The 25,612-nt window shown below is 74.3% G+C and carries 23 protein-coding genes and 1 pseudogene; 11 read left to right on the forward strand and 13 right to left on the reverse strand.

What is annotated here, in order from left to right:
- Positions 1–8: 8 nt before the first annotated feature.
- On the reverse strand, positions 9–593 hold the full coding sequence (locus AC3ET3_RS18715) for a DUF4865 family protein (RefSeq protein WP_432136192.1): 585 nt from the start codon (positions 591–593) through the stop codon (positions 9–11).
- Between the two features lie 17 nt (positions 594–610).
- On the reverse strand, positions 611–1,171 hold the full coding sequence (locus tag AC3ET3_RS18720) for a TetR/AcrR family transcriptional regulator (RefSeq protein WP_432136193.1): 561 nt from the start codon (positions 1,169–1,171) through the stop codon (positions 611–613).
- A 176-nt stretch (positions 1,172–1,347) separates the two neighbouring features.
- Here AC3ET3_RS18720 and AC3ET3_RS18725 point away from each other — a divergent pair, with 176 nt between their 5' ends.
- On the forward strand, positions 1,348–1,638 hold the full coding sequence (locus AC3ET3_RS18725; protein ID WP_432136242.1) for an SHOCT domain-containing protein: 291 nt from the start codon (positions 1,348–1,350) through the stop codon (positions 1,636–1,638).
- A gap of 134 nt (positions 1,639–1,772) precedes the next feature.
- On the opposite strand, the gene AC3ET3_RS18730 is transcribed toward AC3ET3_RS18725, so the two are convergent.
- Together AC3ET3_RS18730 and AC3ET3_RS18735 are read right to left on the reverse strand one after the other, a co-directional pair.
- Complete coding sequence (locus tag AC3ET3_RS18730) at positions 1,773–2,312, reverse strand: ATP-binding protein (protein WP_432136194.1); 540 nt, start codon at positions 2,310–2,312, stop codon at positions 1,773–1,775.
- Positions 2,313–2,523: 211 nt separating this feature from the next.
- Positions 2,524–2,847: a hypothetical protein gene (locus AC3ET3_RS18735; RefSeq protein ID WP_432136195.1), complete on the reverse strand. Its 324-nt coding sequence runs from the start codon at positions 2,845–2,847 to the stop codon at positions 2,524–2,526.
- Positions 2,848–3,197: 350 nt separating this feature from the next.
- On the opposite strand from AC3ET3_RS18735, the gene cds1 reads away from it, so the two are divergent.
- Complete coding sequence (gene cds1 / locus AC3ET3_RS18740; protein WP_432136196.1) at positions 3,198–4,331, forward strand: L-cysteine desulfhydrase Cds1; 1,134 nt, start codon at positions 3,198–3,200, stop codon at positions 4,329–4,331.
- Between the two features lie 30 nt (positions 4,332–4,361).
- Here the strand turns inward: cds1 and AC3ET3_RS18745 are convergent, their stop codons facing one another.
- Both AC3ET3_RS18745 and AC3ET3_RS18750 read right to left on the reverse strand, forming a co-directional pair.
- The gene (locus AC3ET3_RS18745) at positions 4,362–4,829 is read right to left on the reverse strand and encodes an SRPBCC family protein (RefSeq protein ID WP_432136197.1); all 468 of its coding nucleotides are present in this window, start codon (positions 4,827–4,829) and stop codon (positions 4,362–4,364) included.
- Between the two features lie 52 nt (positions 4,830–4,881).
- The gene (locus AC3ET3_RS18750; RefSeq protein ID WP_435612504.1) at positions 4,882–5,709 is read right to left on the reverse strand and encodes a DeoR/GlpR family DNA-binding transcription regulator; all 828 of its coding nucleotides are present in this window, start codon (positions 5,707–5,709) and stop codon (positions 4,882–4,884) included.
- A gap of 439 nt (positions 5,710–6,148) precedes the next feature.
- Between AC3ET3_RS18750 and AC3ET3_RS18755 the strand changes: the two genes are divergently transcribed.
- Complete coding sequence (locus AC3ET3_RS18755; RefSeq protein WP_435612512.1) at positions 6,149–8,794, forward strand: hypothetical protein; 2,646 nt, start codon at positions 6,149–6,151, stop codon at positions 8,792–8,794.
- Between the two features lie 73 nt (positions 8,795–8,867).
- Here AC3ET3_RS18755 and AC3ET3_RS18760 read toward each other — a convergent pair whose 3' ends face one another.
- The 4 genes from AC3ET3_RS18760 to AC3ET3_RS18775 form a co-directional block, all read right to left on the reverse strand.
- Positions 8,868–11,318 carry a right-handed parallel beta-helix repeat-containing protein gene (locus AC3ET3_RS18760; protein ID WP_432136199.1) on the reverse strand — a complete coding sequence of 817 codons (2,451 nt, stop codon included), beginning with the start codon at positions 11,316–11,318 and terminating at the stop codon, positions 8,868–8,870.
- Between the two features lie 157 nt (positions 11,319–11,475).
- A complete protein-coding gene (locus AC3ET3_RS18765; protein WP_435612505.1) occupies positions 11,476–12,081 on the reverse strand; it encodes an Rv1733c family protein in 606 nt (201 codons plus the stop codon).
- Positions 12,082–12,319: 238 nt separating this feature from the next.
- The gene (locus tag AC3ET3_RS18770; RefSeq protein ID WP_432136201.1) at positions 12,320–13,144 is read right to left on the reverse strand and encodes an MOSC domain-containing protein; all 825 of its coding nucleotides are present in this window, start codon (positions 13,142–13,144) and stop codon (positions 12,320–12,322) included.
- A 43-nt stretch (positions 13,145–13,187) separates the two neighbouring features.
- Positions 13,188–13,631, reverse strand: a complete 444-nt coding sequence (locus AC3ET3_RS18775) for a DUF6643 family protein (RefSeq protein ID WP_435612506.1) — start codon at positions 13,629–13,631, stop codon at positions 13,188–13,190.
- Positions 13,632–13,894: 263 nt separating this feature from the next.
- On the opposite strand from AC3ET3_RS18775, the gene AC3ET3_RS18780 reads away from it, so the two are divergent.
- Positions 13,895–15,190 carry a TerD family protein gene (locus AC3ET3_RS18780; protein WP_432158542.1) on the forward strand — a complete coding sequence of 432 codons (1,296 nt, stop codon included), beginning with the start codon at positions 13,895–13,897 and terminating at the stop codon, positions 15,188–15,190.
- Between the two features lie 14 nt (positions 15,191–15,204).
- On the opposite strand, the gene AC3ET3_RS18785 is transcribed toward AC3ET3_RS18780, so the two are convergent.
- Positions 15,205–16,410 (reverse strand): glycosyltransferase, encoded by a 1,206-nt coding sequence (locus tag AC3ET3_RS18785; RefSeq protein WP_435612507.1) that lies wholly within the window; start codon positions 16,408–16,410, stop codon positions 15,205–15,207.
- 39 nt (positions 16,411–16,449) lie between these two features.
- On the opposite strand from AC3ET3_RS18785, the gene AC3ET3_RS18790 reads away from it, so the two are divergent.
- From AC3ET3_RS18790 to AC3ET3_RS18815, 6 genes are all read left to right on the forward strand, one after another.
- Positions 16,450–17,241: a glutamate racemase gene (locus AC3ET3_RS18790; protein WP_435612508.1), complete on the forward strand. Its 792-nt coding sequence runs from the start codon at positions 16,450–16,452 to the stop codon at positions 17,239–17,241.
- An 83-nt stretch (positions 17,242–17,324) separates the two neighbouring features.
- Positions 17,325–17,870 (forward strand): hypothetical protein, encoded by a 546-nt coding sequence (locus tag AC3ET3_RS18795; protein ID WP_432158545.1) that lies wholly within the window; start codon positions 17,325–17,327, stop codon positions 17,868–17,870.
- 267 nt (positions 17,871–18,137) lie between these two features.
- Positions 18,138–19,748 (forward strand): apolipoprotein N-acyltransferase, encoded by a 1,611-nt coding sequence (gene lnt, locus AC3ET3_RS18800; protein ID WP_432136207.1) that lies wholly within the window; start codon positions 18,138–18,140, stop codon positions 19,746–19,748.
- A gap of 67 nt (positions 19,749–19,815) precedes the next feature.
- Entirely contained in the window at positions 19,816–20,295 is a 480-nt protein-coding gene (locus AC3ET3_RS18805; protein WP_432136208.1) for an NUDIX hydrolase, read from the forward strand.
- Positions 20,296–20,349: 54 nt separating this feature from the next.
- Positions 20,350–21,150 carry a 3-hydroxybutyrate dehydrogenase gene (locus AC3ET3_RS18810; RefSeq protein ID WP_432136209.1) on the forward strand — a complete coding sequence of 267 codons (801 nt, stop codon included), beginning with the start codon at positions 20,350–20,352 and terminating at the stop codon, positions 21,148–21,150.
- 76 nt (positions 21,151–21,226) lie between these two features.
- Complete coding sequence (locus tag AC3ET3_RS18815) at positions 21,227–23,173, forward strand: helix-turn-helix domain-containing protein (protein ID WP_435612509.1); 1,947 nt, start codon at positions 21,227–21,229, stop codon at positions 23,171–23,173.
- 54 nt (positions 23,174–23,227) lie between these two features.
- Here AC3ET3_RS18815 and AC3ET3_RS18820 read toward each other — a convergent pair whose 3' ends face one another.
- Both AC3ET3_RS18820 and AC3ET3_RS18825 read right to left on the reverse strand, forming a co-directional pair.
- The gene (locus AC3ET3_RS18820; RefSeq protein WP_432136211.1) at positions 23,228–24,616 is read right to left on the reverse strand and encodes an MFS transporter; all 1,389 of its coding nucleotides are present in this window, start codon (positions 24,614–24,616) and stop codon (positions 23,228–23,230) included.
- Positions 24,617–25,004: 388 nt separating this feature from the next.
- Positions 25,005–25,283, reverse strand: a pseudogene (locus AC3ET3_RS18825) (response regulator transcription factor); the annotation flags it as partial.
- A gap of 3 nt (positions 25,284–25,286) precedes the next feature.
- Here AC3ET3_RS18825 and AC3ET3_RS18830 point away from each other — a divergent pair.
- On the forward strand, positions 25,287–25,580 hold the full coding sequence (locus AC3ET3_RS18830; RefSeq protein ID WP_432136212.1) for an FtsX-like permease family protein: 294 nt from the start codon (positions 25,287–25,289) through the stop codon (positions 25,578–25,580).
- Positions 25,581–25,612: the final 32 nt, after the last annotated feature.

Genomic DNA, 25,612 nt, shown 5'->3' on the forward strand with positions numbered 1-25,612 from the left:
GCGGGCGGTCACCACTGGCGCCCCCGGGGCAGACCCGGGCGCCCCGGCGCGGACAGGTGCAGCACCTGGAACAGATCGCCCTCGGCCTTCGGGGCGTCGTGCTCCCACAGCGAGAACTGCACGACCAGCCAGCGCCCGGTGTCCACGGCCGCCGCGGCCAGGACCGCTCCGTCCTCCCGTGCCAGCCGCCCGGTCTCGGCCACCACCTCGGCCACGACGTCCGCGAGTGCCGGCCCGTCCGGCACCGGCCGCAGCCGCCGTACCGCGAACCGCGCGTCCGCGCCGGCGGCCGTCCCCTCCTCGTACGCCAGCCCGGACCACTGCCGGGCGGCGGGACGCCCGAAGTCGTCGGCCACCCCCTGGAAGCCGCCGCCCCACAGGAACGCGTTCATGCCCGCCACGGTGCGCCACAGGTAGAACGGGGCGTACTGGTTGACCGGCGAGCCGTGCACGCCGCGTTCCCGGACCAGGTAGGCCTTGAGGCCGAGGCCGTCCCACCGGTCGAGCAGATGCCCCTTGCCGGCCACCCGTCGGCGGATGACGTCCATGTCGTAATCGGCGGGCAGGGTGATCTCGTACTGCAGGGCGTGCAACAGGGCCTCCCCAGGGCTCAGCGGGTGGGACGGAGCAGGGCGAGCAGCCCCCGGACAGCGGCGTCGAAGGCGGCCGGCGAGCGCGACGCGCGGGCCAGGACGTATCCGCCCTGCACGGTGGCGACGATCGTCGCGGCGATCTCCTCCCCGTCCAGGCCGGGGCCGAACTGTCCCTGCTCCACGCCCTCTTCGACGAGGCCGGCCAGCCGCTCGCGCAGCCAGTCCAGGGTCTCGTCGACCGGGGCACGCAGCTCGTCGTCGGCGATCACGTCCGGGTCCATGGTCAGCCGTCCCACGGGGCAGCCGCGCAGCACGTCACGCTCGCGCAGCAGGTACGCCCGGATCCGGTCGTACGGGGTGCCCTCGCCGTCGAGTACGGCACCGGCGGCGGCGCGCATCTGCTCGGCCGTGCGGCGGATCGCGGCCGACGCCAGATCTGGCTTGCCCTTGAAGTGGTGGTACATGCTGCCCTGGCCGGCGCCGGCGCGCTCCAGGATCGCCTTGGGGCTCGTGCCCACGTAGCCGCGCTCCCAGAGCAGTTCGCGGGTGGACTCGATCAGTCGCTCGGCGGTGCTCATGAAGACAGTGTACATACTAGTAGTTACAAGCGTCCGGCTCGCACGGGAGCGAGCCCCGGACCCTGGCGTACTCCGCCCGTGGTACCGGCACTGCCGCCGGTCGTACGACGACTGCGGCCCCCTGTCCGCGCGAGTCTCGAAGGGTCACCGAGGAAACCACCAGGGAGATGACCGAGATGCAGACCCTCGCGCACTGGGACGGCGGACCCGGCCCGTGGATCCTGTTCTTCCCGCTGATCTGGGCGGCCGTCGTCGTCGGCGCCGTCACTCTGCTGCGCCGCACCGTGTGGCGCGGCCGCCGCGGCCCGTGGGGCGTCGGCCCCGGCCCCCGCCCGTCGGGGGACTCGCCCCTCGCCGTGCTCGGGCGGCGCTTCGCCTCCGGTGAGATCGACGAGGACGAGTACTGGCGGCGACTGTCCGTCCTGGACGAGCAGTTCGGCCGCGCCGGCCACGGGGGAGCGATGTGACCGCGCCGGGGCGTCGCGCGGTGCGCCGGCGCCACGCGCCCGGGCGGGGATCCGCCCGGGCGCGTCGGCGGTCTCCGCCGACCGGCCGGCCCGCCGTTCGACGGCAGGCAGCCGAGGGCGGTCTCACCGCCCGGTCAGCCGGCGACGGCGGACCGGGCGGGAGCTTTGGCCGGCCGATGGACGTCGACCTGCTCGACGTCCGGGAACCGGACCGCCGTGGTCTCCGCCGTCGTACGGCGAGGCAGTCGCGCCGGCCGGGCCGGTGCCGAGGTGGTGGTCGGCAGAGTGAACCAGACCACCTTCCCGGACTCGCCGTCCGGGCGGGCGCCCCAGCTCTCGCTGACCGCGGCCACCATGGCGAGCCCGCGCCCGCGGGTGGCGAGCGCGTCGCCGTCCGCGGTGTCCTCCACGACCGGAAGCCGTGGATCGTGGTCCCGCACCGAGACGGTGAGCCGGTCGAGCAGCAGCTCCATCTCCACGACGCATGTCTTGTCGGACCGGGCGTGCCGGTGGACGTTGGTCAACAACTCGGTCACACCGAGCGCGGCCCGGTCTATCAGGGGATCAAGATGCCAGTAGCGCAACTGCGCCGATACGATTCTGCGGACCTGGCCGATCCGCGACGGCAGAGCTTGGAGCTCCACCGCGCAGTGCCTGCTTGGGTTGCTGATCACGGCTGCGACTCCCCGACGTGAGGTCCGGAAGAACACGGAGTTCGGATCGATCCAGCAGGGGCCCTGCACCAAGCGGTCGCCTGCTGTCGTGGCCGGCGGGCTGGTTCGCAGCGTTATCGCCGGTAAACCCAGAGTGACGTGACAACAGCGTGCCGCAGGAGGGTCCCGACCGCAACTCGCGTCCCTCGCGTCACTCCCGCCGCGCGAGCCGTCAACGACCGCCTCCCGCGGCCCGCCGCACGGCCTCGACGAACCGGCGCGCCGCGGCCGGCCCGGGCTCGCCCGGCGCGGGTTCGTCCTCGCCCAGCGTCAGCAGGTACCGGTGGCCCGCGAGGTCGGCCACCGCCCGGTCCTCCGGGACGAACCAGGGCCGGGAGGCGCGCACCGCCCGCGCCGGGGCGCTGTCGATCTCGATGCCGCGACTGTCCAGCAACTCCACCCGGCCGCCGCTGATCCGGATCTGCCCCGCCCTGGTGAGCGAGCGCAGTCGCCGCCCGATCCGCACGCCCGTCGCCGTGAACTCCGGCTCCGCCATGCCGCCCAGCCCCCTTGTGCCTCGTGGTGCCCCGTGCGCGGTGCCGGCTCCCCGCTGGACCGGAGACCGGCTCCTGCCGTGATCGCGTGTGCGCCCCCGTGCGGTGCAGTCTGCCCCCGCCCGACGGCGAGCACCAGTGCGTGCGCCGGCTCGGCCGGATCCGTTCGGAGCACTCACCCGAATGCGCCCCTTCGATGTGCCGTACAGCCGTCCCCGGGGGTTCCCCAGGGCTGGCTTTGAGCCGCCCAAAGAGGCGTTTATGCAGGTGGGGAGGCGTGCGGAAGGTGCTTATGATCGGTGCGTCGGCCGCGCCTGGTGCGCCGTCGGCACGCAGCGTAAGGAGCCCCGCCGTGCCCACCCACCAGCAGACCCGTTCCGGCGCCACCCTCGACGTCGACCACACCGATCCCACCTACCGCGACTGGCTGAAAGAGGCCGTCCGCAAGGTTCAGGCCGACGCCAACCGCTCGGCCGACACCCATCTGCTGCGCTTCCCGCTGCCGGAGCACTGGGGCATCGACCTCTACCTCAAGGACGAGTCGACCCACCCGACCGGCAGCCTCAAGCACCGGCTCGCCCGGTCCCTGTTCCTCTACGGCCTGTGCAACGGCTGGATCCGGCCGGACCGCCCGGTCATCGAGGCGTCCAGCGGCTCGACCGCCGTCTCGGAGGCGTACTTCGCCAAGCTGATCGGCGTGCCCTTCGTCGCGGTCATGCCGCGCACGACGAGCGCCGAGAAGATCCGCCTGATCGAGTTCCACGGCGGCCGGTGCCACTTCGTGGACGACTCGCGCCGGATGTACGAGGAGTCCGCCCGCCTCGCGACGGAGACCGGCGGCCACTACATGGACCAGTTCACCTACGCCGAACGGGCCACGGACTGGCGCGGCAACAACAACATCGCCGAGTCGATCTTCCGCCAGCTGGAGCTGGAACGGTTCCCCGAACCGGCCTGGATCGTCGCCACGGCCGGCACCGGCGGCACCTCCGCCACCCTCGCCCGCTACGTGCACTACATGCAGTACGACACCCGCATCTGCGTCGCCGACCCGGAGAACTCCTGCTTCTTCGAGGGCTGGACGACCGGCGACCCCGAGGTCACCTGCGACTGCGGCTCCCGCATCGAGGGCATCGGCCGCCCCCGCATGGAACCCAGCTTCGTGCCCGGCGCCATCGACCGGATGATGAAGGTGCCCGACGCGGCCAGCGTCGCCGCCGTACGGGCCCTGGAGCGCACCATCGGCCGCAAGGCGGGCGGCTCCACCGGCACCGGCCTGTGGAGCGCCCTGAAGATCGTCGCCGAGATGGTCGCGGCGGGACGGCGGGGCAGTGTGGTCACGCTCCTGTGCGACCCGGGCGACCGCTACCTGGACAAGTACTACTCGGACGCGTGGCTGCGCGAACAGGGCCTGGACATCGCGCCGTACACGGCGGCGATCGAGTCGCTGCTGGAGACGGGCGTGTGGTCGGCGGACCGCGCGTAGCGCCTCCCGTACGACGGGGGCGGACGGTGCTCACCCGCTCGGCAGCCGCCGGTCCAGCGCCGTCACCGCTTCCCGGAAGGCCCGCCCCAGCCCGGGCCGGGCCAACCGCAGCGCCGCCCGGAACGCCCTCGAACCGTCCGCCGCGAACGTCCACCGCACCCGCGACCCCCGGCCCGCGGCATCGATCCGCCACTCCTCGACCAGGGCCCGCGCACCGGGCGCGTTGGTGACGTCCACCCGGTACGCGTACACCTCGGGCCGCGTGGCCACCAGGACGGTCTCCTCGAACCGGGTGCCGCCGCGCAGCCAGACCTCGCGCCCGCCTGCCGTCGGCCGGGCCCTGCGCACCGCCGGGAACCAGTCGGCCCACCCGGCGACGTCCTCCGCGAGCGCCCGGAACACCGCCTCGGGCCCGGCACGCACCTCCCGGGCGAACACCAGGCGTACGGGCGCGGACTCGACGAAGTCCAGCCCCACCGGGCGCAGACCGCGGGCCATGGTGACGCCACCCCCTTCGACGACGGGCGGCGTCACCCTAGCCGAAGCCCCGTCAGATGTCTGTACCGTCGTCGGGCTCGCCCGCCACCACCACCCGCAGATGGTCGGAGATCTCGGCGCGCGCCTCCGCGGCCAGCCCCGCGTCCGTCACCAGCGTGTCGACCTGGTCCAGCGTCGCGAAGGAACTCAGCCCCACCACACCCCACTTGGTGTGGTCCGCGACCACCACCACCCGGCGCGCCGACTGCACCAGCCGCCGGTTGGTCTCCGCCTCCGCGAGGTTCGGCGTGGACAGCCCGGCGTCCGGCGATATGCCGTGCACCCCGAGGAACAGCACGTCGAAGTGGAGCGTCGCGATCGCCTGGTCGGCCACCGGGCCCACCAGCGAGTCGGACGGTGTGCGCACCCCGCCGGTCAGCACGACCGTCGCCGCGCCCTGCCGCGGCCCGGAGGTGCGCTGTGCCAGGTGGAAGACGTCGGCGACCCGTACCGAGTTGGTCACGACGGTCAGGTCCGCCACGTCCACCAGCTGGTGGGCCAGCGCGTACGTGGTCGTACCGCCCGACAGTGCGATCGCGCTGCCCGGGGACACCAGCGCGGCGGCCGCACGCGCGATGTCCTCCTTGGCACTCTGCTCCAGGCCCGACTTGGCCTCGAACCCCGGCTCGTGGGTGCTCGCCTCCACGACCGGAACCGCGCCGCCGTGCACCTTCTCCAGCACGCCCTGCCGGGCCAGCGCGTCCAGGTCGCGGCGGACCGTCATGTCCGACACGCTGAGTTTGCGCGTCAGTTCGTTGACGCGGACACCACCACGCCGCCGGACCTCGTCCAGGATCAGGGCGCGACGCTGCTCGGCGAGGAGGTTCTGATTCTCACTCACGTACGCTCCGGTCCTCTCGCCTCAAGCCGATACCCTCCGTCCGACACGGTCGCGCACCCGCGGCGACGAGGACGTCCCCGGTCGGGCGCGTGCGGGCGTCCCATCCTCGCACGGCGGGGTGCGGGACGCGCCACCACCCACCCGACGCGCGCATGTCACCTCCGGGGCTGTCCGGGGCGCACGCCGGGCACGCCGCGGGCCTGCCCCGGACACACGGCGGCCCGATCCTCGGGGGAGATTCGGTGACAACGGGTGTGGAGCGCGCCCCGAGCGGAGATCCTGTGCCCGCACGGAGACATCCGCCCGCGCGTCACGGGGGAAGTGCGTATCAGTGGAACGTGTCCTGACCGACGGGGCCGCGAGCCCCGACCGCCCCACCGGATCCCGAGCCGCCCTGGAACTCCTCGTCCACGGGGTGGGCGGCGCCACGCCCGAGAAGATGCTCAACGATCCGCGCACCGTGCGGATCACCGGCGACGACACGGCCGCCGTCCACCGGCGCGCCGACGACGTCGACGCCGAGTACGGCCCCGCGGGCCGCCGCGACCGGCCCGTCCCCGAGGCCTACGTCTGGTCCAACCTCACCTCCGGCAACGGCACCCGCGCCCTGTGGCTTGTGCTGCTGCCCTTCATGGTCGTCAACCTCGCCCACTGGATGCGCCCCGCCACCGAAGGGCGCGTCCGCCTCGTGCGGGTGTACGGACTGCTGGTCCGGCTCGCGGCGCTCAGCCTGACGGTGCTGCTCGTCGCCGCCGCCTGCGAGGTCGCCCTGGACCTCACCGCCTGGCAGTGCGCGGGCACGCGCGCGTGCGCCGCGCGCCACACCTGGCTCGGCTTCCTGTCGCCCGCCTCCTCCCGCGACGGCTGGTGGAGTCTGCCCGGCCGCCGGCTCGCCCTCGCCGCGCTGGTTCCGGCGGCCCTCACCGGACTGCTGTGGTTCCTCTCGCACCGCACCTGGCGGGCGTACGAGTCCCAGGAGCCGCTGGCACGCGCGCCCGAACCGGTCGACCGGCTCAGCCCGACCGCCCTGAGTCGTCCGGGGTTCTGGTACGGGCGCCGCCTGGTGGCGCGGCTGCGCGCCGCCCACACCTCGGCCGGGCTGCTCACGGTGGCCGCCGCCGTCGCCACGGCGGCCGCGCGCGAGGACCGCAGCCCCGGGGGCCCGGCGCTGCTCGACACCCTCGGCTGGCTGCTGCTCGGCGGGCTGGGCGGCGGCGGCCTCGCCGTCCTGTGGGCGGTGTGCCGCCGAGGCCGCAGCGAACACCGGCTGGACCGGGCGCTGGACCGGCACCTGGTCCGTGGCCTGCCGTCGGCCGCCCTGCTGCTGCTCGTCCTCACCCTGGTGTACGCCGGCTGGTCCCGCCCCGGGTGGCAGTCGGCGGACCGGCTGCCCGGGGACGTCACCTTCGGCGCCATCGCCCTGGTCCAGGGCTTACTGGTGCTCGCCCTCGCCGTGGTGGCCCGCGTCCTGCACCGCGGCTCCACCGCGCCCACCGGAACGCCGGCCCCCGGGACCACCTCGCACCAGTGCGTCCCGCCGGCACCGGACACGGACCCCGGCCGACGGCACCCCGGGAGGCTCGACGGCCCTCCACTGGACGCCGTACCCGGCCAGGCCGGGCCTGCGGGCGTGGAGACGCGCGGAGCGGGCTCACCTGGCGGGCGTTCCAGGTCGGCGGTCCCGGGGGACGAGACGGTCCGCCGGGCAGGAACGGACGGCGCGGGCGTACAGCCGACGGGCTCGATGGACCAGGAGCGGCAACTGCCACGAGGAGACGAGCAGCCTCGACGGGGGACCCGGGCGAGTGAGGGTGCAGCCCCGCCGACCGGCCGCACGCGGGCCGCCGACCCGGACGCCGAGGGCGGGCCGCGCATCGAGGAGGCCCCGGACGCCGAGGAGACTCCGGACACCGAGGAGGCTCCGGGCGCCGAGGGTGAGCGTGACGCCGGTGCCGTCGACCGGGCCGCCCTGCGCGGGCTCGCCGGTCCCGCCGTCGTCATGCTGGCGTGCGCGCTGGGCGGGTTGATGTCCGGTGGTGTGGCCCAGCGGGTCGGCGACTGGCTGGACGGCACCGGAGGGTCGACGCCCGGCCCCCCGGTGATGCTGACCTGGCAGGCCTCGGTGATCCCGGCCGTCCTCCTGGTGCTGCTGGCACTGACCGCGCTGCTCGGCCGCCGCGCCTGGCTGCTGGCCCGCGCCGAGCGGGCCGCCGTGATCCGGGACTACTCGCTCCGGCAGGGTGACACCGCCCGCACCGGGGCCATCGCCCGCGCCCGCGCGATGGCCACACTCACCGACCGCGCGCCCCTGGTCGTCGCCGTCACCGCCGCCGCCACCCTGCTCCTCGGCGCCGGCGCCCTCGTGGGCTCATGGCTGAGCGGCAGAACCCCCATCGGGGCCACCGAGGACGCCTACCCCTTCGTCCACGGCGCCGCGCACATCGCACAGGCGCTCGGCTCCTGGCTGATCGGGCTCGGCTTCCTGCTCTTCGTCACCTGGGGCCGCCGCGCCTACAAGGACGCCGCCGCGCGCCGCACCATCGGCATCCTGTGGGACGTCGGCACGTTCTGGCCCCGCGCCGCCCACCCCTTCGCCCCGCCCTGCTACGCCGAACGCGCTGTCCCCGACCTGACCTGGCGGATGGCGACCTGGACCCGGGAGACCGGCGGCCGCCTGGTGATCTCCGGGCACTCCCAGGGCAGCGTGCTCGCGGCGGCCGCCGCCTGGCAGCTGGAACCCGGCGCCCGACGACGCGTCGCCCTGCTCACCTACGGCTCTCCGATCGAGCGCCTCTACGGCCGCTGGTTCCCCGCCCACTTCGGTCCTGTCGCCCTCGCCGCGCTCCACGAGGACGTCGACTGCTGGCGCAATCTGTACCGGCTCACCGACCCGATCGGCGGCCCGGTCCGACTGTGCGGGCACTGCGGTCCCGCGGTCGACCGCCCGCCCCTGCGCGACCCGCTGGAGTACGGCCGTACCGGACGCCACCCGCTGCCCGCACCGCTCCTCGGCCACTCCGACTACCAGGCGGACCCGGCCTTCGCCGAGGAACGGGAGCGTCTGCTGGCCCGGCTGCGCCCCTGAGCCCCCGCCGTCTTCGCGCGGGACGGCGGCCGGCCCGGGGACGTGCCGAGCGGCCCGGCAGCGGAGAGTGCGTTCAGCTCAGCTCCGGCAGGTCCTCCGCGTACAGCAGGGTCAGGTCGTCGGTGCTCGGCTCGGTGACCTGAGCGACCCGGCTCGCGTGGCGCTCCACCATCGCCTCGAAGGTCTGGCGGGCGGTGCGGCCGTTGCCGAAGGCCGGGCCCTTCGGGAGCGCGGTGAAGTACTTCAGCAAGGCCTCCGCCGCACCCGGCGCCAGCCGGTACTCGTGTTCCTCGGCCTGCTGCTCGACGATGCGCAGCAACTCCTCGGGGCCGTAGTCGCCGAAAGTGATCGTGCGGGAGAAACGGGACGCCACCCCGGGGTTCACGGAGAGGAAGCGCTCCATCTCGGCGGTGTACCCGGCGACGATCACCACGACCGCGTCGCGGTGGTCCTCCATCAGCTTCACCAGCGTGTCGATGGCCTCCTTGCCGAAGTCGCGCCCGGCGTCCTCGGGGGAGAGGGCGTACGCCTCGTCGATGAACAGCACACCGCCGCGCGCCCGTTCGAAGGCCTCCTGGGTGCGGATCGCGGTCGAGCCGATGTGCTCGCCGACCAGGTCCACGCGGGACACCTCGACCAGGTGGCCCTTCTCCAGCACGTCGAGCGCGGCGAGGATCTCGCCGTACAGCCGGGCGACCGTCGTCTTGCCGGTGCCGGGGGAGCCCGTGAACACCAGGTGCCGCTTCACGGAGGCGGCCTTCAGCCCCGCCCGCTGCCGACGCCTGCCCACCTCGATCATGTCGATGAGCGCGCGCACCTCGCGCTTGACGCTGTCCAGGCCCACCAGCGCGTCGAGTTCACCGAGGACGTCCTTCGAGGTCCGCACCGGCTGCTCCGGCGCGTCCGCACCCAGAACGGCGGCCGGCGGGTCCGACGCGGTCGGCCGCTGCTCCGGGACGGAACCCAGCAGGCCCGCTGTCACGCCCGCCGTCTCCACGGCCGTCTCCCGCACCGCGGGCACCGGGGTTCTGAGGCCCGCTGACTCGTCGCTGGTGCAGTCCTCCACATCGGGTCCCGCCCCCGGCGCGGTGTCGACGCCGTCCGCGAACTCGTACCCGCCGCGCGCGCAGCGCTCGGTGCGGCACCTCCTCAGCGTCGTACGGCAGCCGTCTATCACGTGGAAGCCGTAGCCGCCGCTGCCCGTCACCCGGCAGTGCAGGAAGCTCCCGCGGCCACCGGCCGACACGTAGAAGCCGGCCTCGGCGGGGGAGTCGACCGTGCACCGCTCGACCGTGGGATCGGCGCCCTTGGTGACGATCACCCCGGTCTGGGTGCCGTCCACGGTGCAGTTGGCGAGGGTGCCGCCGCTGCCGTGGTCGCGGAACCAGGCACCCGTCGCGGCGTCCCGGATGCGGCAGTCGTCGAGCTGGGCGGTCGCGCCGTCGCTCACCGACACCGCGGTGTTGCGCACCTGGAAGAGGTCGCTGTCGACGACATCGGCGCGCGAACCGCGGTCCAGCACGAACAACGCGTCCGGCACGTCGTGCACCCGGCAGGAGTCGAGCACGGCGGTCGCGCCGTCGCTGACCCACACCGCCGGATAGTCCCCGGTGCTGTCGAAGATCTCGCACTGGTTGGCGTCCACGCGGGTGCCCGGGTCCCACACCGACAGGCCGTTGCGCCCGAACTGACGCACCGTCGTGCGGGTCAGGGTCAGCACCGAGCGCGAGCGCAGGTCGATCGCGTTCTCCGGGATGTCGTGGATACGGCAGTCGGCCAGCGTGAGCACCGCGTCGGTGTCGAGGGTGACGCCGTCGGCGGTGGTGCGGTGCACATCGCAGTCGGTGAGGTGCGCGGTGGCCCGGCCGGTCACCTGCACCCCGCTGCCGCGTACCTCGTAGACCTCGCAGCCCACCGCCTCCAGCGCGGAGTTGTCACCGGTCGCGCTCAGGCCCGTACCGGCCGCGTGGTGCACCCGGCAGCGCTCCAGCCGGGGGTGGGCGCCGCCGCGCACCGCGACCCCGGCCTGGCCGGCCGCGAGGACCTCGCACTCCTCGAACACCCCGCCCCCGCCGTCGAGTACGGCGATGCCGACGCCCGCGGGATTGTCCACCGCGCACCGGCGCACCGTCGGCCGCGCCATGCCGCGCACCTCGATGCCGGCCGCCGAACGGGTCACGATCCGGAGGTCCATCAGCTCCGGCGTGCCCTCCTCGACGAGTACCGCGGGCGCCGCCGCGTCCTGGCCCTCGACATGCAGGTCCTGCACCACCGCGGAGGCCCGCACCGTCAGCGGCACCCCGTCCACGGGCGCGATGCGCACCGACCCGGGGGAACCGTCCGGTCCGCGCAGGGTCACCGCCCGCTGCACCACGAGGTTCTCCCGGTAGGTCCCCGGGGCGACGGTCAGGACGTCACCGTCCGCCGCGGCCTCCAGGGCGGCGGCGAGCGACGCGTACTCACCCGTGCGGCGCCGCCACCGCGATGTGCCGGTGTGCGTCACCTGGACCGTGCCCTGTGCCATGGTGTTGCTGTGCCCCCACCTCGTCGTACCGGTTGGCTCGTTCGCCGTCGGGGCGCACCCCGGTGGCTCTCCCTCGTGCGCGGGTCGATGCCGAAAGCCTCGGCCGGTCCACCGTAGCGTGCGCGCGGGCGGTGAGTTGACCAGAGGCGGAAGGCGGTCAGCTGCCGGCGCCGGTCCGGCCCCAGTCCGGGCCCGCCCGCTCCCATGCCTGGTCCCAGCGTTCGTACCGGCGGCGCATCAGGCACCGGACCACGGTGCGCCGGGCCGCCTCGCCGGCGCCGGCGGCGAGGAGCGCGGCGCCGAACCCGGCGAGGACTGCATGGACGGTGGCCGTGGCGGAGTCCAGCGGGCGGGCGGCGACCCGGCCCTGACGGTCGGTCCATATGCGGAACCGGTCACCTGCCCGCGGTCGGGCGATGCCGGTCAGCACCGGCTGCCGGCGCAGGGTGCCGTCGGGGGCGGACCACTCGGCGAGCACCCGCGTGCGGGTGCCGCGTCCGGAGCCGCCGTCGGGGTCCGCCCGGAACGGGGACTCGGCAGTCCGCCGCACCACGGTTGCCGCCACCTCGTGACGGGAGGCGTGCTGCTCGCGCACCGACCGCTGCAGGGCCGCGTATGCCGCCTTGCCGGTCAGGACTCCCGCGACGGGCGCGAGAAGGAGGATGAGCAGGAGCACGGTCAGGGCGGTCCAGGCCTCGACCAGATCCGTCGTACGGCACAGCGGGTTGTGCCGCCAGCGCCTGAGCCCGCCGATCGCCCGCATCGTCCCGCACCCCCTCCCGCTCCGTGACGGCCCCCGCCCGAGCCGCCCGCCCGGGACTCCGGGACGAAGCGGGGGATACCACCGGCTCGCGGGCCCCCTCGCGAACCGCTCACGACCCGCCAACGAGCGGGGGACGCGGCGGGGTTCCCGCCGAGCGGGAGACGAGGGGCCGGGCCGTGCGGGGAGCACGGCGGGGACCTCGCCGGGTGCGGAACTCCGGGCGCGTCGAACGGTTCGGTCAGCCCACGGCCTCGACGGGGTCGCCGATCCGGATGGTGCCGCGGGCCAGCGGGACCAGGTTCTGCCCGAAGACCAGCTTCCCGTCCCGGCGGCGGTGCCGGCCCAGCGTGCGCAGGGGCTCGGCGCCGCGTGCCGCGGTGCCCTGGTCGGTGGTGGTCACCAGGCACCGCCCGCACGGCTTGGCGACCCGGAAGGGCACCGCGCCGATGGTCAGCCGGGTCCACTCGTCCTCGGCCCACGGCTCGGTGCCCGACACGACCACGTTCGGACGGAAGCGGTTCATGGGCAGCGGGCCCTCCTGAGGGTGGTCACCGCCGGCGATGAGCGCGTTGAGGGCCTCCAGGGAGGCGGTGGTGGTGACCAGGAGGGGGAAGCCGTCCGCGAACGAGACGGTCTCACCGGGCAGGGCGTACTCCGGGGCGAGGGGCCGACGCCCCGCGGGATCGTCCATATGGACCAGCCGCACGTCGGCGCCGAGATGGGTGCTGCACCAGGTGTGCGCCGCGGCGCCGGCCGGGACCGCTTCCACCTTGTCGCTGAACAACTCGACGGGAACCGTCTCCCCCGGCTCCGGCACGGCCACGTCCAGCGACGGCAGACCAGGGGCGGACAGCCGGACGCCGCCGCCGGGCAGGGGCTCGGCGGCGGCCAGGGCGAGGCGCGGGTGCCGGCGTTGCGTGACGACCCTTCCCCCGTCGTCGATCAGCGCCCAGCGCCGGTCTCCGGCCAGGCCCCAGGGCTCCACGACGGCCTCCCGGGGTGCCACGCCGCGGGCCGCCTTGACCGGATGGACATGAATCGACAGCAGTCGCGCCTCAGTCATGACGCCATGGTGCCAGGTGGCACCGACGGCGAACGGCCGAGGCTCAGTAGCCGCGGTACTGCTGGTTGTTGTACGGATCCTGGTAGGGCGCCGGACCCGGCCGCGGGGCCGCCGGGCGCATCGCCTCGTACCCCATGCCGGGCATGCCGGCCCGGGGCTGCTGCATCGGGCCGCCCTGCGGGCCGGGATAGCCGCGCGGCGCGGTGGCCTGGGGCGGGATGTAGGCCGCCGCGGGTGCCTGTTGCAGCGGGGCGGGCTGCGGCGCCTGCGGGTACCCGTAGGAGGGGTGGGACGGGGCCGCCGGGAGAGCGGGCAGCGCCGAGGGGAGCGCGGGCAGCGAGCTGCCCGTGTCGTACGCGGCGGGGACCCGGATCGGGGCGATCTGCGGGGTGCCCCGCTCGGCCACGAGCGAGTCGTAGATCGGGGTGTCCGGGAAGGAGGCGGACGAGTAGTAGCCGCCACCATAGGTGGAGCGGGGGGAGGTCATGGCACATAAGTTAAGCCCACGATGTGCTGGTTGGGGAGACCGATAAGAGGGTTGTTTTCCGTGTCGGCAGGGGCTCGGGATCCCCAATGCGAGCGAACTTGGGAAAAAGGGGCAGCGCGCCGGATGTAAATCGTGTAAAGCCCGAGTTCTGGAGGGGTTACCGGCGGTCTGCGCGGTCCGTTGCGACGCCCCCGGTGGGCGTACGCCGCCTCGCGCAATAGGTTGACCATGAAAAGAAGCGAGAGACGCACGAGGGGGCGGACATGTCGATGTCGAAGGGTTCCAACACACCGGTGCCGACCACGGCCCTACGGGTCGAGGTGGGCTGGCGTACCGGACCCGGCGTGCCCGACGCCGACGCCTCCGCGCTGTTGCTGGCCGGACGCAAGGTCCGCTCCGACGCCGACTTCGTCTTCTACAACCAGCCCGCGCACTCCTCCGGGGCGGTCCGCCACGAGGGCAAGCGCACCGCCGGCGGCCAGGTGACCGACACGCTCCTCGTCGACCTCGCGCGCGTGGAGGGCCCTGTCGAGACGGTGGTCCTCGCGGCCTCCGCCGACGGCGGCTCCTTCGGGCAGGTGCCCGGCCTGTACATCGAGGTCCGCGACGCCGCCCGGGGCGACGTCGTCGCCCGGTTCGACAGCACCGGAGCCGGCACCGAGACCGCGTTCGTCCTCGGCGAGTTCTACCGCCGCCAGGGCGCCTGGAAGTTCCGGGCCGTCGGCCAGGGATACGACACCGGGCTGGAGGGACTGGCCACCGACTTCGGGATCACGGTCGACGAGCCGCAGCACACGGCGCCGCCCGCACCCCCGGTCACCATGCCCTCGCCGCCCGCACCCCCCGTCACCATGCCCTCGTCGGCCGCCGCCGCGCCGCCGCCCCCGGCCGCGCCGCCGACCCCGCGGCCCGCAGCGCCGGTACGGCTGACCAAGGTGACGCTCACCAAGGCGGCGCCGTCGGTGTCGCTGACCAAACAGGGCGGCACCTCGGGGGCCCTGCGCGTGAACCTGAACTGGCAGACCCGCAAGCAGTTCTCCGGATGGGGCAGCAAGTTCGGCCGGGCGGTCGCCCTCCACAACGACCTCGATCTCGACCTGTGCGCCCTGTACGAACTCGCCGACGGCCGCAAGGGTGTCGTCCAGGCGCTCGGCAACGCCTTCGGCGCCCTGCACCACCCGCCCTACATCCACCTCGACGGCGACGACCGCACCGGCGCCGTCGCGAGCGGCGAGAACCTCACGGTCAACCTCGACCACCGGGACGCCTTCCGGCGCATCCTCGTCTTCGTCACCGTCTACGAGGGCGCGCGCTCGTTCGCCGACCTGCACGCCACCGTCACCCTGACCCCGCAGCACGGCGCCCCCGTCGACTTCTCGCTCGACGAGTGCACCGTCCCGTCGACCGTGTGCGCGCTCGCCCTGATCACCAACCAGGGCGGCGACCTCGTCGTGCAGCGAGAGGCCCGCTACCTGGTGCCCGAGCGCGGGGTCAGCCCGCAGCGCACGGTGGACCACGCCTACGGCTGGGGCATGAACTGGACCCCCGGCCGCAAGTAGGGCCCGGCGCCCGGTCACCCTTCGTCGGTCACCGCGTCCGGACGGGCGTAGGTGCGGCCCTTCCACGCCGCGCCGCGCCCCCGGTAGTGCTGCACCGCGCTGTCCACCGTCATCAGCAGGTAGAGGAACGCGGTGAAGGGCAGCAGGGGAGCGAGCCACAGGGGCTGACGGTAGTAGCGGAGCATCGGCACGTACGTCCCCGTCATCACCAGCCACGCCAGGCCGCCCGGCACCGCGGCCGCCGGAAGGCCGAGCCCGAGCCCGGCGACCAGCGCGAGCGGCGGCACCAGATACACCACTGCCAGGCCCAGCACCGTCCCGGCCAGCAACAGCGGACTGTGCCGCAGCTGCGCGTAGGCGCTGCGGGACACCATCCGCCACAGGTCGCCGAGGCGCGGGTACGGGCGCACACTGGCCACCCCCTCCGCCAGCCCCAGCCAGATGCGCCCGCCCCCGCGCTTGACCGCCCGGGCCACCGCCACGTCGTCGATGACGGCGTGCCGGACGGAGTCCGGGATCCGCGCCCGCTCGGCGGTCCGGGCGCGGATCAGGACGCAGCCGCCCGCCGCGGCCGCCGTCCGGCGCCCCTGCCGCGCGATCCACCGGAACGGGTACAACTGCGCGAAGAAGTAGACGAACGCCGGCACGACCAGCCGCTCCCAGAGGCCGGCCACCCGCAACCGCGCCATCTGCGAGACGACGTCGAAGCCGCCGGCGTGCGCCGCCGCCACCAGCGTGCGCAGGCTGTCCGGCGCGTGCGCGATGTCGGCGTCCGTCAGCAGCAGGTACTCCGGCTCACCCGAGCGTGCCCGCGCGATCCCGTGCCGCACCGCCCACAGCTTGCCCGTCCAGCCGGCCGGGGGCTCCCCGCCCGGCGACACCACCGTCAGCGGAAGGCCACCGTGCCGCCGTGCCAGCGAGCGTGCCAGATCCCCGGTGCCGTCCGAGCTGCCGTCGTCCACCAGGAGGACCTCCGCCCGCCCGGGATAGTCCTGCGCCAGCAGCGAGGGCAGACTGGCCGGCAGCACGGCCGCCTCGTCCCGGGCCGGCACCACGACGGCGACGGACGGCCACCGGCCTGGATCGGCGCGCAGCGGCAGCCGGACATCGGTGCGCCAGAAGAAGCCCTGACACAGCAGCAGCCACAGCCAGGCGGCGAGAGACACGGCGGCGGTCCAGGCGATCCACTCGTTGGCGCTCACCCGCGCAGTCTGCCCCACTCGACCGGCCCGAGGGCGTCCATCGTCTATCGTGGCCGGGTGAAGATCGCGCTCATGGACTCAGGGATCGGGCTGCTGGCGGCCACCGCCGCGGTGCGGCGGCTGCGCCCCGACGCCGATCTGGTGCTCTCCCTGGACCCCGACGGCATGCCGTGGGGGCCGCGCACCCCACAGGACCTGACCGGGCGTGCCCTGGCCGTCGCCGAGGCTGCCGCCGCCCTGCGGCCCGACGCCCTGGTCGTCGGCTGCAACACCGCCACCGTGCACGCCCTGACCACGCTGCGCGCCCGCCTCGAACCGGACCTCCCCGTCATCGGCACCGTCCCGGCGATCAAACCGGCCGCGGCCGGCGGCGGCCCCGTCGCCATCTGGGCCACGCCCGCCACCACCGGCAGCCCCTACCAGCGCGGCCTGATCGAGGACTTCGCCGACGGCGTACCGGTCACCGAGGTCCCGTGCTGGGGCCTCGCCGAGGCCGTGGAACACGCGGACGAGACCGCCGTCGCCACGGCCGTCGCCGCGGCCGCCGCCCTCACGCCCGACGACGTCACCGGCATCGTCCTCGGCTGCACCCATTACGAACTGGTCGCCGAGCGGATCCGCGCCGCCACGTGCCGGCCCGGCGGCCCGGAGCTCACCCTGTACAGCTCGGCGGACGCCGTCGCCGCCCAGACCCTGCGCCGCATCGGTGCCCGGCCGGAGCCGGACGCCCCGGCCTCCGGCACGGTCACGGTGCTGCTCAGCGGCCGCGAGGGCGACCTCCCGGCCGCCGCCCTGGCCTACGCCGAGGGGCGGCTGCTGCGGACGGTGAGCGCCGCCCAGCCGTACTGACCCGTGAGGTGGTGGACGCGGCCGGCGCGGTCACGCTGCGCGACGCGCTCCCCGCACAGCGAAACCTGAGTAACCTCATGGGCATGAGGCAGCAGGCCCCCGGCGAGAAGGCCCCCCACCCCGACATCTGGACCGGACGCGCCACCAACCGGTTCCAGTGGGTAGCGGCGCTCGTCGGCGCGGCTTTCATGGCGCTCGGCATCGAGCTGGCCGTGGACGCCCCGTGGACCTCCGGGACCGCCGCCCTCGTGATGGCCGTCGTCGGCTGTATCACCGCCGGGCTGCTGGTGATGTTCGGCACCCTCGCCTTCGTCCACGTGGACCTGAGACTCGACAAGGAGTCCGTCGAGGTGCGCTGCGGCCACATGGGCGTGCCGCGCCGCCGGATCCCGCTCTCCCGTGTCGTGGGCGCCGACTTCGCCCCCCACATCACCCCGCGCCACTGGGGAGGCTGGGGTTACCGCTGGCGGCCCGAGCAGGGCACCGCCGTCGTCGTACGGCGCGGCGAGGGTGTGGTGCTGCGGCTGGGGGACGGGCACACCTTCACGATCACCGTGGACGACGCGGAGGCCGCCGTGCACGCCATTCGCACCCGTCTGCGCCCCACGAAGCCCGGTACCGCCCACTGAGCGGCGGCTGTCGCAGCGGGTGCCGTGGTGGGGGACGGGTGCCGTCGCCGATCACCGTGGGTGGCGCGAGGGCCGCGGCACGCGCCCTTCACGCCCCGTGAAGCCCGGCACGACGCCCGGTACCGCCCACCGCGGCGCGGTGGGCGGGGCGAGCGGCTTCGGGTGGGTCGCTCCGGCACTGTCCCGGCCTCGCCGGCCGGCCCGCTCGGCCGACGGTGATCGACACCGTCCTGTCCGCCGCCCGGCCGCCCGCCGTACACTCCCACAGTGACCGTCACCGCAACGCCCGTCGGCCCGTCGGACCAGATGGAACCCCGCAACGCGCGCGTGTCGCGCGCCGCGCGGCTCCGTCGGCTGGTTCCGGCCGCCACCGCAGCGCTCGCCGGAGTGCTCCTGTACCTCAGCTTCCCGCCGCGCCCGCTGTGGTGGCTGGCCCTGCCGGCCTTCGCCGTGTTCGGCTGGGTGCTGCGCGACCGGACCTGGAAGGCGGCCCTCGGCCTCGGCTACCTCTTCGGCCTGGGCTTCCTGCTGCCGCTGCTGGTGTGGACCGGCGTCGAGGTCGGTCCAGGACCCTGGCTCGCCCTGGTGGTCGTCGAGGCGGTCTTCGTCGCGCTGGTCGGCGCGGGCATCGCCGCGGTGTCGAAGCTGCCCGCCTGGCCGGTGTGGGCGGCGGCCCTGTGGACCGCCGGCGAGGCGGCACGCGCGCGTGTGCCCGTGGGCGGCTTCCCCTGGGGCAAGATCGCGTTCGGTCAGGCCGACGGCGTCTTCCTGCCGCTCGCGGCGGTCGGCGGCACCCCGGTGCTCGGCTTCGCGGTCGTCCTGTGCGGCTTCGGCCTCTACGAATGCGTCCGTCTGGCGCTCGCGCGGCGCCGCGCCGACGAGGTCCGCCGGTCGGCCGCCGCGCTGGCCGTGCTCAGCCTGGCCGTGCCCGTGGGCGCGGCCCTCGCCGCCCGCTCCCTGGTCAGCGACCGGGCCGAGGACGGCACCGCGACCGTCGCCGTCATCCAGGGCAACGTGCCCCGGCTCGGGCTCGACTTCAACGCCCAGCGGCGGGCCGTGCTCGACTTCCACGCGCGCGAGACGGAGCGGCTGGCCGCCGAGGTCGCGGCGGGCAGGGTGGAGCGCCCCGACTTCGTGCTGTGGCCCGAGAACTCCTCCGACATCGACCCCTTCGCCAACCCCGACGCCTCCGCGGTCATCGCCCACGCGGCCAAGGCGATCGGCGCCCCGGTCTCCGTCGGCGGTGTCGTCGAGCGGGACGGCAAGCTCTACAACGAGCAGATCCTGTGGGACCCGGCCGAGGGCCCCACACAGACGTACGACAAGCGGCAGATCCAGCCCTTCGGCGAGTACCTGCCGATGCGCTCCCTGATCGGCGCGATCAACGAGACCTGGACGTCGATGGTCCACCAGGACTTCAGCCGGGGCACCACACCGGGCGTGTTCACCGTCGACGGCACCAGGATCGGGCTGGCCACCTGCTACGAGGCCGCCTTCGACTGGGCCGTGCGCGACACCGTCACCCACGGCGCCCAGCTGATCTCCGTACCCAGCAACAACGCCACCTTCGACCGCAGCGAGATGACCTACCAGCAGCTCGCCATGTCGCGGGTACGCGCCGTCGAGCACAGCCGCACCGTCACCGTGCCGGTGACCAGCGGTGTCAGCGCGATCATCCTGCCGGACGGGACGATCAGCCAGAAGACCGGCATGTTCGTCGCCGGCCACCTGGTGCAGAAGGTGCCCCTGCGCTCCTCCGAGACCCCCGCCACCCGGCTGGGGATCCTGCCGGAGATCGCCCTGGTGCTCGTCGCCGTGGGCGGCCTCGGCCGGGCGGTCGCGACGGGCGTGCGCGGGCGACGCGCCGCCGACCGCTAGCCGGAGGCTCTCCCGGTCCGGGGACTTCCCCCGCGGACCACGGCATCGGCCGATTAGGGTCGGTGCCATGGCAACTCCCGAGTTCATCCGCGCCATCAGGACGTCCGTCGGCCACCACCCCCTGTGGCTGCCCGGCGTCACCGCGATCGTCTTCGACGAGCGGGGCAGAGTCCTGCTGGGCCGCCGTTCGGACACCGGCAAGTGGTCGGTGATCGGCGGCATCCCCGAGCCGGGCGAGCAGCCCGCCGCCTGCGCGGTGCGGGAGGTGTTCGAGGAGACCGCGGTGCGGTGCGTCGCCGAGCGGGTCGTCCTCGTCCAGGCGCTGGACCCGCTCACGTACGACAACGGCGACGTCTGCCAGTTCATGGACATCACCGTGCGCTGCCGCGCCGTGGGCGGCGAGGCCCGTGTCAACGACGACGAGTCGCTGGAGGTCGCCTGGTTCGAGCCCGACGCCCTGCCGGAGCTGGCCGAGGGCGGACTGTTCCGGATCAAGCAGGCCCAGTCCGACACACCGACATGGTTCGACCCTATGAGCGCCGACTGAAGTATGGGCGCGGACCACATGGGAGGGGGCTCTGGCGCTGCCTAGGGTCGGCACATGACCGCGCCCAGTCCCTTCCCGGCTCCCCCCACCCCTCCGCTCGACCTCGACGGCCGCACCGCCCTCGTCACCGGCGCCGCGGGCGGTATCGGCCGCGCCTGTGCGTTGCGGCTGGCGGCCGCCGGGGCCAAGGTACGAGCGGTCGACCGCGACGCGGCCGGACTCGACGCCCTCGTCACGGCCGCCGCCGGACTGCCCGGCTCCGTCGCGCCCCACGTCCTGGACCTCACAGATCTGGACGCCACCGAACACGCCGCCGCCGGCACCGACATCCTGGTCAACAACGCCGGCCTGCAACGCGTCAGCCGCCTGGAGGAGTTCCCGCCGGACGTCTTCCACACGGTGCTGACCGTGATGCTGGAGGCACCGTTCCGGCTCATCCGCGGCGCCCTGCCCCATATGTACGGACAGGGCTGGGGCCGCATCGTCAACGTGTCCTCCGTGCACGGGCTGCGCGCCTCGCCGTACAAGGCCGCCTACGTCGCCGCCAAACACGGCCTGGAGGGCCTGTCCAAGACGGCAGCCCTCGAAGGCGCCGCGCATGGTGTCACCTCCAACTGCGTGAACCCCGGCTACGTCCGCACCCCCCTGGTCGAACGGCAGCTCGCCGACCAGGCCCGCGAGCACGGCATATCCGAGGAACGCGTCCTGACCGAGGTGCTGCTGCGGGACAGCGCCGTGCGGCGGCTGATCGAACCGGCGGAGGTCGCCGAGGCGGTCGCCTACCTGTGCGGCCCGCACACCGCCTTCGTGACGGGCACCTCCCTGGTGCTCGACGGTGGCTGGACGGCCCACTGAGCGGCCCCGCCGCGCTTGCTCCCGGAGTTTTCCACAGGGCTGACGAAGCGGCCCGGTCATGGGTGATCCTGTGAACATGTCCCGCGATCACGTGCAGTCCGCCGAGCGTCCCGCCGAAGACGGCGCGGCGCTGCCCGGCGGCGCCGAGACGCCGTACCTGGAGCTGCTGGCCCGAGGGGCGGCCGCCGAAGCCTACGAGCAGCCGGTGCTGCGCGCCCGCGCCGCGGGCCGGCCACCGGAGCACACCGCCGCGCTGGAGCACGCCAAGCTGCTGGCACTGCGCGTCCGCGCGGAACTGGAGGGCCGGCGCCGACGGGAGGCCGAGCTGTCCGCGCTGTTCGAGACCGCCCACGACCTGGCCGGACTGCGCGACGTCGACGCCGTACTGCAGGCCATCGTGCAGCGCGCCCGCTCCCTGCTCGGCACGGACGTCGCCTACCTCAGCCTCAACGACCCGGTCCGCGGCGACACCTACATGCGGGTCACCGAGGGCTCGGTCGCCGCCCGCTTCCAGCAGCTGCGCCTCGGCATGGGAGAGGGGCTCGGCGGCCTGGTCGCCCAGACCGCCCGCCCCTACGTCACCGACGACTACTTCCGCGACGAGCGCTTCCGGCACACCACCGCCATCGACGCCGGTGTACGCGACGAGGGCCTGGTGGCGATCCTCGGCGTGCCCCTGATGCTGGGACCCGGTGTGATCGGCGTGCTGTTCGCCGCCGACCGGCGCGCCCGGGTCTTCGAACGGGAGCAGATCGCGCTGCTCGGTTCCTTCGCCGCGCTCGCCGCGTCCGCCATCGACACCGCCAATCTGCTCACCGAGACCCGCTCAGCGCTCGCCGGCCTGGAGCGCGCCAACGAGATCATCAAGGACCGCAGCGGGGTCATCGAGCGCGCCTCCGACGTCCACGACCGGCTCGCCGAGCTGGTCCTGCGCGGCGGTGGCGTCCATGACGTCGCCGCCGCGGTCGCGCAGGTCCTCGACGGCACCGTGGAGTTCACCGAGGCCACCGCCGCACCGGCCGACGCGCTGGAGGCCTCCCGCGCCGAGGGCCACGCCGTACGGCACGGCAGCGAGTGGATCGCCGCGGTCGCCGCCGGCGAGGAACTGCTCGGCGCCCTGGTGCTGCACGGCCACCCCGGCCTCGACCCCGTCGACCAGCGCACCCTCGAACGCGCCGCCATGGTCACCTCGCTGCTCCTGCTCGCCCGCCGCTCGGCCGCCGAGGCCGAACAGCGGGTCCGGGGCGAACTGCTCGACGACCTCCTCGACGCCCGCGACCGCGACCCGCGCCTGCTGCGCGAGCGCGCCGACCGGCTGCACGCCGACCTCGACGCCCCGCACGTCCTGCTCGCCGCCCGCCTCGACACCGTGGCCGCCGACGCCGACCAGGAGGCCGCCGCCCGGCGACGCCTGTGGTCCGCCGCCTCCCACCTCGCGGCCACCCGGCACGGCCTGGCGGCCGCCCGCGACGGCGGCACCGTCCTGCTGCTGCCGCTCGCACCCGGCGACGCGGCCACCGACCTCGCCCGCCGCACCGCCCGCCATCTGGGCACGGCCGTCCGTGAACCGGTCACCGTGGGCGCCTCCGCTCCCGTGGACCGGCCCGCGGTCCGCCCCGACGCGGTGGTCGCCGCCTACGCGGAGAGCCGTCGCTGCCTCGACGCGCTGCGGCTGCTCGGCCGCTCCGGCGACGGCGCGGCGGCCGACGACTTCGGCTTCCTCGGCCTGCTGCTGGCCGGGGAGAGGGACATCACCGGGTTCGTCGACCGCACCATCGGCCGGGTGGTGGAGTACGACGAGCGCCGCGGCACCGACCTGGTGCGCACCCTGGACGCCTACTTCACCTGCGGCATGAGTCCGGCCCGCACCAAGGACGCCCTGCACGTCCATGTGAACACGGTCGCCCAGCGCCTGGAACGCGTCGGCAGGCTCCTCGGCGACGACTGGCAGGACCCGGCCCGCACCCTGGAGATACAACTCGCCCTCCGGCTGCACCGATTGTCCGCCCCGGCACCGCGGTGACCCCGCACGCCAGGGGCGTACGGGGTCACCGTTGCCCGCGGCCGGGCCCGGCTGTCAGACGGTGCGGGCCTCCACCTCGGCCGGCGCCGGCGCGGTATCGCCCTCCGCGGGGGTGTCGAGGTCGGCGAGATCCCGGTTCCGGGTCTCCCGGGCCACTCCGACGGCTACCAGGGTGAGCAGCGCCGCGGCGATGACGTAGAGGGCGATCGGGGTGGAGCTGCCGTAGTCCGACAGCAGCGCGGTGGCGATCAGCGGGGCGGGCGCGCCGGCCGCGACCGAGGCGAACTGGGCGCCGATGGAGGCACCCGAGTAGCGCATCCGCGTCCCGAACATCTCGGCGAAGAAGGCGGCCTGCGGGGCGTACATCGCGCCGTGCAGCACCAGGCCGACGGTCACGGCGAGGACGAGGGCACCGAAGCCCCCGGTGTCGACGAGCGCGAAGAACGGGAACATCCACAGGCCGACGCCGGCCGCGCCCGCCAGATAGACGGGCCGCCGCCCGAGCCGGTCCGACAGGGCACCCCAGACGGGGATGACCACGAAGTGCACGGCGGAGGCGATCAGCACGGCGTTGAGGGCGGTCTGCTTGGAGACACCCGCCTCCCTGGTCGCGTAGACCAGGATGAAGGCGGTGACCACGTAGTAGGAGATGTTCTCCGCCATGCGGGCCCCCATCGCGACCAGCACGTCCCGCCAGTGGTGGCGCAGCACGGCGACGACCGGCAGCTTCTCGGCGACATCCGCACGGGCCGCCTTGCGCGCCTCGGCGGCCCGCAGCGCCTGCTGGAACACGGGCGACTCGTCGACGGACAGCCGGATCCACAGACCGACCATCACCAGCACCCCGGACAGCAGGAACGGGATGCGCCAGCCCCAGCTGCCGAACGCCTCGTCGGACAGCACCGCGGTCAGCAGCGACAGCACCCCGGTGGCGAGGAGCTGCCCGGCCGGCGCACCCGTCTGCGGCCAGGACGCCCAGAATCCGCGCCGCCGTGCGTCCCCGTGCTCGGACACCAGCAGGACGGCGCCGCCCCACTCACCGCCGAGCGCGAACCCCTGCACCAGCCGCAGCACCGTCAGCAGCACCGGCGCGGCCGTGCCGATCGTGGCGTGCGTCGGCAGCAGCCCGATCCCGAACGTCGCCCCGCCCATCAGCAACAGGCTCAGCACCAGCAGTTTCTTGCGGCCGAGCCGGTCCCCGTAGTGCCCGAACACCAGCGCGCCGATCGGCCGGGCCGCGAACCCGACGGCGTACGTCAGGAACGACAGCAGCGTGCCCACCAGCGGATCCGAGCCCGGAAAGAACAGCTTGTTGAAGACCAGCGCCGCCGCCGAGCCGTAGAGGAAGAAGTCGTACCACTCGATGGTGGTGCCGATGAGGCTGGCGGCGACGATGCGCTTGAGGTTGGCGGGGGGTGGGGGAGCGGTTGCTGCGGAGGTCATGTTTCGCCACTTCCTCGGGTGCGGTGGGGACGGGTACGTGTCGGCACACCGTAGGAAGCCGCAGGTCAGGGGCACATGTGGTGGGACACCATAGTTCTGGGCGCAGGTGTGCGTGTGCCCACCATGGGGGAGCCGCGGGGCACCGCATGGGAGCTGCTGCTCGCCGGGCCTCGTGGTGTCGGCCGCCGGTCGTGCACGGAGCTGGTCCGCAGCGCCGTCGAACGGACGGGCACACGCCGGACCGCGCGGCGAGAGCGCTGGTCCCCCGGTGCACAACCCGGCCATTACGATGAGGAAGGCGAAGGGCCGGCCCGTCAGAGGCGGCTGCCGGCCTCCGGCGGAAACGGCGAACCGCGCGCCCCTGGCCGGGCCTGGGCCCTAGGACCGTTCAGGCCCGCAGATACGTCAGGACCGCCAGCACCCTGCGGTGGGTGTCGTCCGCCGGCGGCAGATCCAGCTTGGTGAGGCTGCTGCCGATGCGCTTGCCCACGGCCGCGTCGGAGACGACGAGTTCGCGGGCGATCGAGCTGTTGGACCGGCCCTGCGCGATCAGGGTGAGGACCTCGCGCTCACGTGGCGTGAGCCGCTGCAGCGGGTCGCGGCGGCGGCGCAGCAACTGCCGTACGGCCTCCGGGTCGACGACCGTGCCGACCGGGTCCGCGACCTCGCCGTGCTGCGGCTGGCCGGAGCCACCGGGTGGCAGGTGCTGCGGCTGGTGAGCGCCGAGGCCCTGACGGTGGTCGCGGCGGGCACGCTGCTCGGTCTCGCCGTCGCCGGGCTCGGCCTGGCCGGTCTCTGCGGCGCGCTCGCACTCGTGTCGGCACCCGTCACGCCCGCGCTCCCCTGGGCCACGATCACCACGGCCGCCGGTGCCTGCGCGTTCCTCGCCGTGCTCTCCACCGTCGTCCCCACCGCGCTCACCCTGCGGCGCCGGGCCGTGGAACTGGCGGGCGTACGGGAATGACCCCGCCCCGGCCGCTTCGGCGTGGCCGGGGG

The organism is Streptomyces sp. bgisy159 (genome assembly GCF_057707805.1).

Bases quoted from the DNA above. Each gene is read 5' to 3' on its own strand.
- AC3ET3_RS18765 (WP_435612505.1), bottom strand. From the start codon at position 12,081: ATGCGGGCGATCGGCGGGCTCAGGCGCTGGCGGCACAACCCGCTGTGC.
- AC3ET3_RS18770 (WP_432136201.1), bottom strand. From the start codon at position 13,144: ATGACTGAGGCGCGACTGCTGTCGATTCATGTCCATCCGGTCAAGGCG.
- AC3ET3_RS18780 (WP_432158542.1), top strand. From the start codon at position 13,895: ATGTCGATGTCGAAGGGTTCCAACACACCGGTGCCGACCACGGCCCTA.
- AC3ET3_RS18755 (WP_435612512.1), top strand. From the start codon at position 6,149: ATGCTCAACGATCCGCGCACCGTGCGGATCACCGGCGACGACACGGCC.
- AC3ET3_RS18820 (WP_432136211.1), bottom strand. From the start codon at position 24,616: ATGACCTCCGCAGCAACCGCTCCCCCACCCCCCGCCAACCTCAAGCGC.
- AC3ET3_RS18810 (WP_432136209.1), top strand. From the start codon at position 20,350: ATGACCGCGCCCAGTCCCTTCCCGGCTCCCCCCACCCCTCCGCTCGAC.
- AC3ET3_RS18815 (WP_435612509.1), top strand. From the start codon at position 21,227: ATGTCCCGCGATCACGTGCAGTCCGCCGAGCGTCCCGCCGAAGACGGC.
- AC3ET3_RS18760 (WP_432136199.1), bottom strand. From the start codon at position 11,318: ATGGCACAGGGCACGGTCCAGGTGACGCACACCGGCACATCGCGGTGG.
- AC3ET3_RS18775 (WP_435612506.1), bottom strand. From the start codon at position 13,631: ATGACCTCCCCCCGCTCCACCTATGGTGGCGGCTACTACTCGTCCGCC.
- AC3ET3_RS18720 (WP_432136193.1), bottom strand. From the start codon at position 1,171: ATGAGCACCGCCGAGCGACTGATCGAGTCCACCCGCGAACTGCTCTGG.
- AC3ET3_RS18725 (WP_432136242.1), top strand. From the start codon at position 1,348: ATGCAGACCCTCGCGCACTGGGACGGCGGACCCGGCCCGTGGATCCTG.
- AC3ET3_RS18745 (WP_432136197.1), bottom strand. From the start codon at position 4,829: ATGGCCCGCGGTCTGCGCCCGGTGGGGCTGGACTTCGTCGAGTCCGCG.
- AC3ET3_RS18805 (WP_432136208.1), top strand. From the start codon at position 19,816: ATGGCAACTCCCGAGTTCATCCGCGCCATCAGGACGTCCGTCGGCCAC.
- AC3ET3_RS18795 (WP_432158545.1), top strand. From the start codon at position 17,325: ATGAGGCAGCAGGCCCCCGGCGAGAAGGCCCCCCACCCCGACATCTGG.
- AC3ET3_RS18735 (WP_432136195.1), bottom strand. From the start codon at position 2,847: ATGGCGGAGCCGGAGTTCACGGCGACGGGCGTGCGGATCGGGCGGCGA.